The organism is Pseudomonas sp. NFIX10 (assembly GCF_900111955.1).
Lineage (GTDB): Bacteria > Pseudomonadota > Gammaproteobacteria > Pseudomonadales > Pseudomonadaceae > Aquipseudomonas > Aquipseudomonas fluorescens_AA.
Genome location: NZ_FOKH01000013.1, coordinates 107,801 through 117,524, shown reverse-complemented (window position 1 = coordinate 117,524; position 9,724 = coordinate 107,801). Strand labels below are relative to the sequence as shown.

Below are 9,724 nucleotides of genomic sequence, written 5' to 3'. Positions count from 1 at the left end.
GTCTTGCACCTGTGGCGAGGGAGCAAGCTCCCTCGCCACAGGGTTTTGCATGAGTCCGAGTGGCTCATCTTTTACCCATGGTTTTTCATAAGGAACCCCTGCGATGTCCCTGCATCCGGAACTCAACGCCTTCCTCGACCTGGCCGAAGAAAGCCAGGCCGACGGCCCCGGGCCGTTTCACCTGTCGACGCCGGCCCAGGCCCGTGAGGCGTTCGAGCGCACCACCGGGCAATTGCGCTGGGACGCTCCGGCGGATGTGCAGTGTGCCGCTCACGCATTCACTGCCCGTGACGGCGCGACGCTGGCGCTGCGTCTGTATCGTCCCGCCACGGCTTCGGCCCAGGCGCTGCCGGTGCTGGTGTACTTTCACGGCGGCGGCTATGTGGTCGGCAGCCTGGCATCCCACGACGGCGTCTGCCGCGAATTCTGCGCCCGGACACCGTGCGCGGTGTTGTCGGTGGGCTATCGCCTGGCTCCGGAGCACACCTTCCCGACCCCGCTGAACGACGGCGCCGACGCCCTCGACTGGCTGGCCCGGCAGGCCCGCGCCGAAGGCCTGGACGTCAGCCGCGTGGCGTTCGGCGGCGACAGCGTCGGCGCGACACTGGCGACGGTGCTGGCGCTGCAAGCGGCCCTGGAACCCGCTGCCCTGGCGATCCAGCCGTGTTTTCAATTGCTCTGTTATCCGGTGACCGATGCGTCCACCAGCAGCCCGTCCACCGAGCTGTTCGGCGAAGGCTATTTGCTGGAGAGCGAAACCCTCGAGTGGTTCTACCGGCACTACGCCAATGAGCCCACCGATCGCCTGGACTGGCGTTTCTCGCCATTGCTGGCGCCCGGTTGCCCAGGCCTGGCCCCGGCCCTGATCGCCTTGGCCGGTCATGACCCGCTGCTCGACGAAGGCCGCGCCTACGCCCGGCGTTTGCAGGAGCAGGGGGTGAGCGTGGAACTGGTCGAATACACCGGGCTGATCCACGACTACCTGCGCTTGCAGAGCGTGGTGCCGGAGATTGACGAGGTGTACGCGCAATTGAGCCAAGCCTTGCGGACTGCATTGACCGCCTGAGTCACCACAATCCCTTGTGGGAGCGAGCTTGCTCGCGATAGCGGAGTGTCAGCCAAGATTATTTTGCTGATCCACCGCCATCGCGAGCAAGCCCGCTCCCACAGTTGTTTTAGGGGGGCTCAGGATTTGCACATGCCACTCCCACAGTTGTTTTGGGGGGGGCTCAGGATTTGCATCTGCCACACATCCTCTGTGGGAGGGTTTCAGGATTGGCAGGCACAAAAAAACCGGGCCAGGCCTAATGCCGGTCAGTTAATCCCCAAACCCGTGGGAGCAAAGCTTGCTCGCGATTGGGGTGTGCCAGTCGACATGTCATTGACTGGTCTGCCGCCATCGCGAGCAAGCTTTGCTCCCACAGGTTTTGAGTCGCTTGATCCTTAACTGACTGGCATTAGGGCCGGGCCCGGTTTTGGGTGTTGTTTAGAAGTCGTAGGTCACGTCCAGCGAGGCCACGCGTTCCTGGCCGTAGTAGCAGCCGAACGAGTAGTTGCAGCTGGACACGTACTCGCGGTCGAAGACGTTCTGCACGTTCAGGCTGGTGGTGACGCCGCGCAGGCTTGAGGTGGCCTTGCCCATGTCATAGCTGATGGTGGTATCGAACACGGTGAAGGCCGGGACGTCGAACGAGTTGGCCGCGTCGCCCGGCTTGCGGCCGGTGTGGCGGGCGCCTGCGCCGAAGGTCAGGCCATTGAGGACGGCCTGGGTGAAGTGGTAGTCGACCCACAGCGTGGCGGAGAACGGTGCCTGTTGCTCGCTGCGGTTGCCCTCGTTGCCGTAGTTGTCCTTGGTGTAGAACGAGTCGAGGTAGGTGGCGGCGGCCATGACGTCGATGTTGTCGACGGTGGATTTGACTTCCAGTTCAACCCCCCGTGAACGCACCTGGCCGGACTGGATCGAGTTCTGCGGATCGGCGGGGTCGGCTGTGACCAGGTTCTTCTGTTTGATCTGGAACACCGAGGCGGTAATCATCGTCTTGTCGAACGGCTGGTACTTCACGCCCACTTCGTATTGCTCGCCTTCGGTCGGCTTGAAGGCGTCGCCGCTAGCGTCCGTGCCCGTAGTCGGCAGGAAGGATTCCGAGTAGCTGATGTATGGAGCCAGGCCGAAATCGGTGACATAGGTCAGGCCGATCCGGCCGGTGAACTTGTTGTCACGCAGTGAGGAAACATTGCGTGCCAGCAGGTCCTTGTTGTCCACTTCGGCCCAGTCCTGGCGGCCACCCACGGTCAGGATCCACTTGTCCAGCTTGATCTGGTCTTGCAGGTAGACGCCGGTCTGGCGAACGGTGTTGTCCCATTGGGTATCCAGCGTCGGGGTGACGCTGCTGGTGTCGTAGTTGTTGTTATTGCCATACAGGTCGATTGGCGCGCCTGTGATGTTGTAACCCTTGTATTTACGGTTGAAATGGCGATAGTCCAAGCCCGTCAGGGTGGTGTGCTCAAGGGCGCCGGTGTTGAATTTGTATTCCAGGTTGTTATCGACGGTGTAGGCGGTGTTGTGCTGCTGCCAGTCGAGTTTGTTGCGAGTGGCCTGGGTTTGATCATTCTCAACGAAACCACGCAGGTAGAAGCCCCGATACTGGTCACGCACATCGGTGTAACGGGCGGTGGAGCGGAACGTCAGGTCTTCGGTGAATTCGTGGCTGAAGTCGTAGCCGAGAATGAACTGCTCACGTTTGTAGTCGTTCCACCGCGTGTCGCCGGAGAAAAAGTCCCGGTCGATCCGCCGGCCGTTGGGGCCGCGTTCGAGGGAGCCGATCCTCGGCAGGGCTTGATAGTCTTCCAGGCCGTCGTCGCGCTGGATCTGCGCCAGCACCGTCAACGAGCTGTCTTCGTTGGGCGTCCAGGTCAGGCTCGGCGCCAGCAACATGCGCTCGCTGTGGGTGTGATCGACCTGTTGGTTGCCTTTTTTCGCTACGCCAATCACGCGGTAGCTGAATTCCTTCTGGTCGTCGATCGGGCCGCTGGTGTCAAACGCGCCATTGACTCGGTTGTAGCTGCCCGCCCCCAGTTTGATCTGGCTGCGCTGTTCAGTGGTTGGGCGCTTGGAAACCATGTTGATCAGGCCGCCGGGCTGGTTCTGCCCGTACAACACTGACGAGGGGCCCTTGAGCACTTCGATCCGCTCCAGGGTATACGGATCGATCTGCGGCGCGCCGCCCAGGCTGCCGGCATAGGGCAGGTAGGCACCGTCGAGGTACAGCTGTGTCGGCGCGAACCCGCGGCTGGTAATCTCATCGGCGATGGTGTTGCGGTCGGTGAAGCCGCTGGTGTCCACGCCCGGTGTGTAGCGCAAGGCCTGGGTCAGGTTACGGGCACCCTGGGTGGCGATCTGGTCGGCGGTGACCACGTTGATGGTCTGCGGGATTTCCGTGATCGGTGTGTCAGTCTTGGTGCCGGTGGCGCTGCGGGTGGCGACGTAGCCGTCCACCGGGCCGTAGGCGGTTTCCGCGGATTTACCGGTGATGGTCGTGGCGCCCAGTTCCAGCGAATTCCCCGTTGTCCTGGCGCGCACGCTGACCGTGTTGCCCTGGATGGTGAACATGACGCCGGTCCCCGCCAGCATCTGCGACAACGCTTGAGCCGGCGACAACCGACCGCTGACCGGTTGGCTGCGCAGGCCCTGGACATCATCGGCACTGTAGAGCACTTGCATGTTCGATTGATTGCTCAACGCCTGCAAGGCACTCGCCAGCGACTGCGCCGGAATGTTGAGATCGACTTCCTGTGCCTGGACCTGTGCGCTGAACGGCATGGCCAAGGCCAGGCTGAATGCGCTGGCGCTGAAGCCTGGTTGCAGCAGGCGGCGCATGATCAGTGCCTTGGTAAAACGTGGAATCCCCGGAGTTGCTGGCATGTGTTTCACTCTTGCAGGTTTTAGTTTTAATAGGGGTGTAGTTGTCATCAATTCTTAATTAGGACGCACGACCCGGAAAAAACCAGAATGAGAATCGTGATTATTTACGCCGATTGCAGTTCGGTGATCACCCGGCCGGCTTCCATGCGCACCAATTGGTCGGCCACGTCGAAGTAACGGTCGTCGTGGGAAATCACGATGATGGTCTTGCCCAGGCGCTTGAGGTCCGGCAGCAGCTCGGTGTAGAAAATCCGCCGGAAGGTCGGGTCCTGGTCGGCGGCCCATTCGTCGAACACCAGCACCGGGCGTTCTTCCAGCCACGCATTGACCAGTGCCAGGCGCTTGCGCTGGCCGGTGGACAGGTCGGTGGTGGTGAAGGTGCCGTCGCGCACGCTGACCTTGTGGGCGATCTCCAGGCGTTGCAGGTATTTATTGGCGTCGTCCGGGATATGGGTGTCGCCCTGGACGATGTCGTCGAACAGGTAGTAATCGGCAAAAATCGTCGTGAACAACTGGCGATAATCGTCGCGGGTCACGGCCGTCACCACGTGGTCGTTGAGGCGGATTTCCCCTTGCTGCGGCGCGTACAGGCCCAGCAGCAGCTTGATCAGCGTGGTTTTGCCGCAACCGTTTTCACCCACGATGAACACGATGTCGCCCTGGTCGATCTTCAGGTTCACCGGTCCCAGGCGGAACGGCGTGGCACCTTCCACCGCCGGGAAGCTGTAAGTCACATTGCTCAGTTCCAAGGTCTGCACCGGGGGTTTCGGCTGGCCTGGGTCGTTGAGCAACAGGTGCGGTTCAGGGGATGAAAACTGCTCCGACAATTCGGCGATGCGGCGGAAGGCGATCTGGGCGCGGCTGACGATCGGCAGGGTGCCGATCAGGTGTTCCAGCGGGCCTTTCATGTACAGCAACACCAGCACGAAACCACTCATCACCGCCTTGTCGGCGCTCGGCCACAGTGATTGCAGGGCCAGGGCCAGGCCGATCACCACGAAGAACAGCATCGAGCCGAAGGTCTTGGCGATCACGAAAATGTTCACTGAGCGGATCTGCGTGTCGCAGATCTTGTCGGCGGTGTGTTCGATGCCCGAGACGAACATGCGTTGCCGCCGGGGGCGATGGATGCGCAGTTCCTTGGCGCCTTCGGCGATGGCGTTGTAGTGCTTCTGCAATTCGTCCTCGGAATCGCGAGCCTCCATGAAGCCCTTGATCCCACGACCGCGGGCGATGTACTGCACCACGGTGCCGATGACAATCGCCACGACCATCATCAGGAACATCGGCCACGACAGCATCGCCAAGTAACCCATGCACCCGAGGGTGACGGTCAGGGAAATCGCCAGCGGGGCGAAGGCGAAGGCGAAATCGCTGATGGTGTCGACATCATGGGTCAGCACCGGGATCAGGCGATGGCTGCGGTAACGCTCGATCTGCTCGATGGGCGCACTGAGGACTTTCTCGCCCAGTTCCTTGCGTAGCTTGGCGATGATCTTCTGGCCGACGTAGTTGGTGCCGATGTCGGAGCAGATGGAACTGAACAGGGCCAGCAGGCACAGCCCGGCGAATACGCCGACCACGGTGTTGGTCAGGCCGCCTTCGGCGTGCAGCACAGTGTTGATCGTCGCCAGCAGCACGGTGACGCTCAGGCCACCGACCATGCCCAGCAGAATGGCGCCGATGACAATCAGCCGGAAGGGCTTGAGCAGGGTGAACAGTTCATTGATCACCCCGCGTTTTGGTTGGTTCATGGAGGTTTCCCTGCTTGATGAAAAGGGCGAAGGCCCTCGCGGGCGTTTACCGGAAGGGCTTGGGGGGGACGCAGGCACGCCGCTCGAGTCGTGCCCACCTGTAGAACGAGTGGAGGGAGAGGGGATTTAGCGATGGGTCGGTTCAGCAGGGCCTATGAACGAGCTCTTCGCTGCAGCTCTGTCATTGGCATTTAAAAGACCGTCGTGCAGACGCGCTGGCCTTCTTTACTGTGTAAGAAAACGATAAATAAACTCATTCCGGTTTTTGCAGATGCTGCGTCTTACTAAGGTATGCGGCAAATCGGGCAGGGCAGGCAGTCAGCCCAGGTGTCGGATTTTTACCTACCCATAATAGAGAGCGCGATGTCAGCAATTCATGAGTTGAAACCTCTGTTCAAGGCCCTCGTCATGTCCCGCGGCCTGCGTTCACGTCGGGTGTTGGCCGGTTTGGGGTTAGTCTGCGTACTGCCACTCAGCGCTCAGGTGATGGCTGAAGACGTCAGCCTCGACATTCCTGCGCAACCACTGCCGCAGGCACTGCAAGCGTTCGGTCAACAGACCAACCAGCAAGTGATCTACAACGCCGCCGACATGGCCGGCCTGAAAAGCACCCGCGTCAGCGGCAAGATGAGCCCGCAGGCTGCCATCGCCGAATTGCTCAAGGGCACTGGTGTGCGCTACAGCTTCGAGGGCAATACCCTGATGCTGATGCGCGGCCCTGCCACGGGTGGCCTCGAGCTGGGCGCGACCACCGTCAAGGCAACGGCACTGGACGCGACGACCGAAGGCAGCCAGGCCTACACCAGTAACGCAGTGACGATTGGTAAGGGCACCCATACCCTCAAGGAAATTCCCCAATCGGTCACCGTGATGACGCGCAAGCAGATGGATGACCAGAACCTGGTCAGCCTCAAGGACGCCGTCAACCAGACCACCGGCGTCGTTGGCCTGCAGGGCGTCGGCCAAGGCATGATCCTGTCGTCGCGCGGTTTCCAGATCGACGACTGGCAGTACGACGGTGTGCCGATCCTGCGTAACAACTATTCGCTGGGCAACTGGGCGACCCAGGACCTGATCTTCTTCGACCGCCTGGAAATCATGCGCGGCGCCGCCGGTCTGCTGCAAGGCACAGGCAGCCCCGGCGGTGCCGTCAACCTGGTGCGCAAGCGTGGCCAGAGCGCACCGACCGTGACCCTGACCGGCAAGGCCGGCTCGTGGGATCACTACGGCCTGCAACTGGACGCCGGCGGCCCGCTGAACGACGCCGGCAACATCCGCGGCCGTATCGTCGCCGACGAAGACCAGAGCAACTCCTTCGTCGACCATGCCTGGACCAAAACCCATTCGCTGTACGGCGCGCTGGACATCGACCTGAGCGAAGACACCACCTTGGGCTTCGCGGTCAGCCAATCCAACGGTGAATCACGCGGCAACATCCGCGGCCTGCCACGCTACGCCGACGGTTCGATGCCGGACGTATCGCGTTCGACCTACACCGGCGCGCGCTGGAACCGTTCCGACATCGATGTCACCACCTACTACACCGATCTGGAGCATCGCTTCAACGAGGACTGGGCGTTCAAGGTGGGTGCCGTGTACATGACCGAAGACAACCAGGCGAAAAACCAAAGGACGCAAAATGGCGGTGTCGGCCTCGCCCCTGACGGCAGTGGGGTGCAATATGCCGACTTCGTGACCGATTTCCAGTCTACGAAGTCCGGTCTCGACATGAACCTGAACGGCAAGTTCGAAGCCTTTTCGATGGAGCAGGAGGTCATGCTGGGCGGCAACTTCTCGCAGTTGGAGACGGATGATAAATTCGCCCGTACCTTCAACAACAGCAGCGACACGATCTTCGACCTGAATAATAACCGGCCGGACATCAGCTACGACGGCCTGATCAATAGCCCGGGTGGGCGAGGCACCCTCAGCAAATACGATATCCGCCAGAAGGGTATATACGGCACCTGGCGCGTCAAGCCGGTCGATGATCTGACACTGGTGCTGGGTTCCCGGGTCAGTTGGTATGACTTCAGCTACAAGTCGAAAACCGAAACCGCGGCCAACGGTATCACTCGCAACGAGCCAAGCACCGGAACTGAAACCGGCGTGGTCACACCGTACGCCGGCATCATCTATGATCTGAGCCGTGAGTGGGCGGTGTATGCCAGTTATACCGACATATTCCAGCCCCAGACCGAGCACGATGTCAGCGGTTCGGTGCTCAAGCCCATTATCGGCAGCAACTACGAAGTCGGCCTCAAGGGTGAGCTGATGGACGGCCGGGTCAATACCTCCCTGGCCATCTTCCGTTACGACCACGAGAACCGTGCCATCGACGACAGCTCTGCTCCTGGATGTGTTAACTCGGATTGCTCGGCGGCCTCCGGGAAAGTGCGCAGCCAGGGCATCGATGCCGAAATCAGTGGTGAAGTGGTGGACAACCTGCAGCTGTTCGCAGGCTACACCTACAACACCACCAAGTACCTGGAGGACCCGGACAATGAAGGTCGTGTCTTCAGTACCTGGACGCCGAAACACATGCTGCGCGTGTGGGGTAACTACCAGTTCACCGGTGACTGGAGCCGCGTCAGCACGGGCTTGGGTTTCACCACCCAAAGCCACACGCTGGTCTACGACTATGACCGTGAAATCCCGGGTTACACCGTATGGAACGCCCGCGTCGGCTACCAGCTGACGCCGGAAATCGCTTTGGCGGTCAATGCCAACAACCTGTTCGACAAGACGTACTTGACCTCCGCTTACAACCAGCTCAATGGCAACAACAACTTCGGTGACCCGCGCAACCTGATGTTCTCCGTGAAGTACACGCCGCAGTTCTGATTCGCGCGCGCAGAAAAAACCGACCCGCCTTGTGCGGGTCGGTTTTTTTACGGGGCTGCCAGGCCGTCCAGCCAGTATCCGGGGGAATGCAACACCTGTGGCGAGGGAGCTTGCTCCCGCTGGGCTGCACTGCACTTGTGGTGAGGGGATTTATCCCCGTTGGGCTGCGCAGCAGCCCCAATGGAACCGCCGCGCTATTTTTGACTGATCGGTGTTGCCTGTTTGGGGGCTGCTTCGCAGCCCAGCGGGGATAAATCCCCTCGCCACAGGTTAACCATGTCCCCGGTCCGAACAGGTATTTGGGCGAGTCCGTTGATTTACATATCCCGCGCCACCCGAAAACCAATCCAGTCCCCCCGATCGCTGGGCACCAATGCGTTGCGGTTGCCCGAGCGGGAGAACACCGGTGCTTCGCCCCAGTCGTTGCCGCGGATGCGTTTGAATTCGCACTTGCCGGTCAGCCAGGCGCTGCCGTCGCTCGGGGCGCCCACATAGTTTTCGTTGTAGCAATCGGCCGTCCACTCGTAGACGTTGCCGTGCATGTCGTACACGCCGAAGGCATTGGGCGCGAAGCTGCCGGCCGGGGCGGTGAAGTTGTAGCCGTCGGCCGCGCCGTAGGTGTTGGCGTGCTGGGCGATGCTGTATTCCTTGCCTTCATCGAACGGGAAGGGGAACGGCCCGGTGCTGCCGCCGCGTGCGGCGTATTCGCGCAGGGACTCGCTGACCAGCCGGTATTGTTTGCCGGTTTTTTTCGACAGCCATGCCACGTAGGCATTGGCCTCGTCGAAGTCCATGCACACCGCCGGGTGCCGGTCGGTGTATTGCTTGCGCGGGTCGCTGCCCTGGTAGTCCGGGATGCCGGCCTTGCAGGCTCGACCGGGACGCTCATCGCCGTCGGGCATGGTGTAGCCGGTGTCGCGCAGGTAGGCGAACCATTCGCCCTTGAGCACCTGGAAGCGACTGATCGCCACGGGCTTGGCAAACGTCACCGGGTGCAGCGGACCTTCGTCGGGCTCGCGTCCCACTTCGTCGTCCGGGGTGCCCATCTGGAAGGTGCCGGTGGGCAGCACGACCATTTCCGGGCAGTCCTTGCAGTCGCGAAAGACCTGACCCGGTTGCGAGGCCTGGGCGCCGGAGGGCAGCAGGGCGGCGAGGGCCAGTGCCGGGAGTAGCTTCAACGAAAAACTGTTCATCCGTCTCTCTC

Annotated in this window: 5 protein-coding genes; 2 read left to right on the top strand and 3 right to left on the bottom strand. The window is 61.3% G+C overall.

What is annotated here, in order from left to right; all coding sequences use genetic code 11:
* Nucleotides 1-103 precede the first annotated feature (103 nt).
* Entirely contained in the window at nucleotides 104-1,066 is a 963-nt protein-coding gene (locus BM321_RS14485; RefSeq protein WP_092442935.1) for an alpha/beta hydrolase, read from the top strand.
* Nucleotides 1,067-1,486: 420 nt separating this feature from the next.
* Here BM321_RS14485 and BM321_RS14480 read toward each other — a convergent pair whose 3' ends face one another.
* Together BM321_RS14480 and BM321_RS14475 are read right to left on the bottom strand one after the other, a co-directional pair.
* Nucleotides 1,487-3,922 (bottom strand): TonB-dependent siderophore receptor, encoded by a 2,436-nt coding sequence (locus BM321_RS14480; RefSeq protein ID WP_092442934.1) that lies wholly within the window; start codon nucleotides 3,920-3,922, stop codon nucleotides 1,487-1,489.
* A gap of 104 nt (nucleotides 3,923-4,026) precedes the next feature.
* A complete protein-coding gene (locus tag BM321_RS14475; protein WP_092442933.1) occupies nucleotides 4,027-5,676 on the bottom strand; it encodes a cyclic peptide export ABC transporter in 1,650 nt (549 codons plus the stop codon).
* A 363-nt stretch (nucleotides 5,677-6,039) separates the two neighbouring features.
* On the opposite strand from BM321_RS14475, the gene BM321_RS14470 reads away from it, so the two are divergent.
* The gene (locus tag BM321_RS14470) at nucleotides 6,040-8,520 is read left to right on the top strand and encodes a TonB-dependent siderophore receptor (RefSeq protein ID WP_092442932.1); all 2,481 of its coding nucleotides are present in this window, start codon (nucleotides 6,040-6,042) and stop codon (nucleotides 8,518-8,520) included.
* A 317-nt stretch (nucleotides 8,521-8,837) separates the two neighbouring features.
* On the opposite strand, the gene BM321_RS14465 is transcribed toward BM321_RS14470, so the two are convergent.
* A complete protein-coding gene (locus tag BM321_RS14465; RefSeq protein WP_092442931.1) occupies nucleotides 8,838-9,713 on the bottom strand; it encodes a dihydropyoverdine dehydrogenase in 876 nt (291 codons plus the stop codon).
* Nucleotides 9,714-9,724: the final 11 nt, after the last annotated feature.

Bases quoted from the DNA above. Each gene is read 5' to 3' on its own strand.
- BM321_RS14485 (WP_092442935.1), top strand. From the start codon at position 104: ATGTCCCTGCATCCGGAACTCAACGCCTTCCTCGACCTGGCCGAAGAA.
- BM321_RS14480 (WP_092442934.1), bottom strand. From the start codon at position 3,922: ATGCCAGCAACTCCGGGGATTCCACGTTTTACCAAGGCACTGATCATG.
- BM321_RS14475 (WP_092442933.1), bottom strand. From the start codon at position 5,676: ATGAACCAACCAAAACGCGGGGTGATCAATGAACTGTTCACCCTGCTC.
- BM321_RS14470 (WP_092442932.1), top strand. From the start codon at position 6,040: ATGTCAGCAATTCATGAGTTGAAACCTCTGTTCAAGGCCCTCGTCATG.
- BM321_RS14465 (WP_092442931.1), bottom strand. From the start codon at position 9,713: ATGAACAGTTTTTCGTTGAAGCTACTCCCGGCACTGGCCCTCGCCGCC.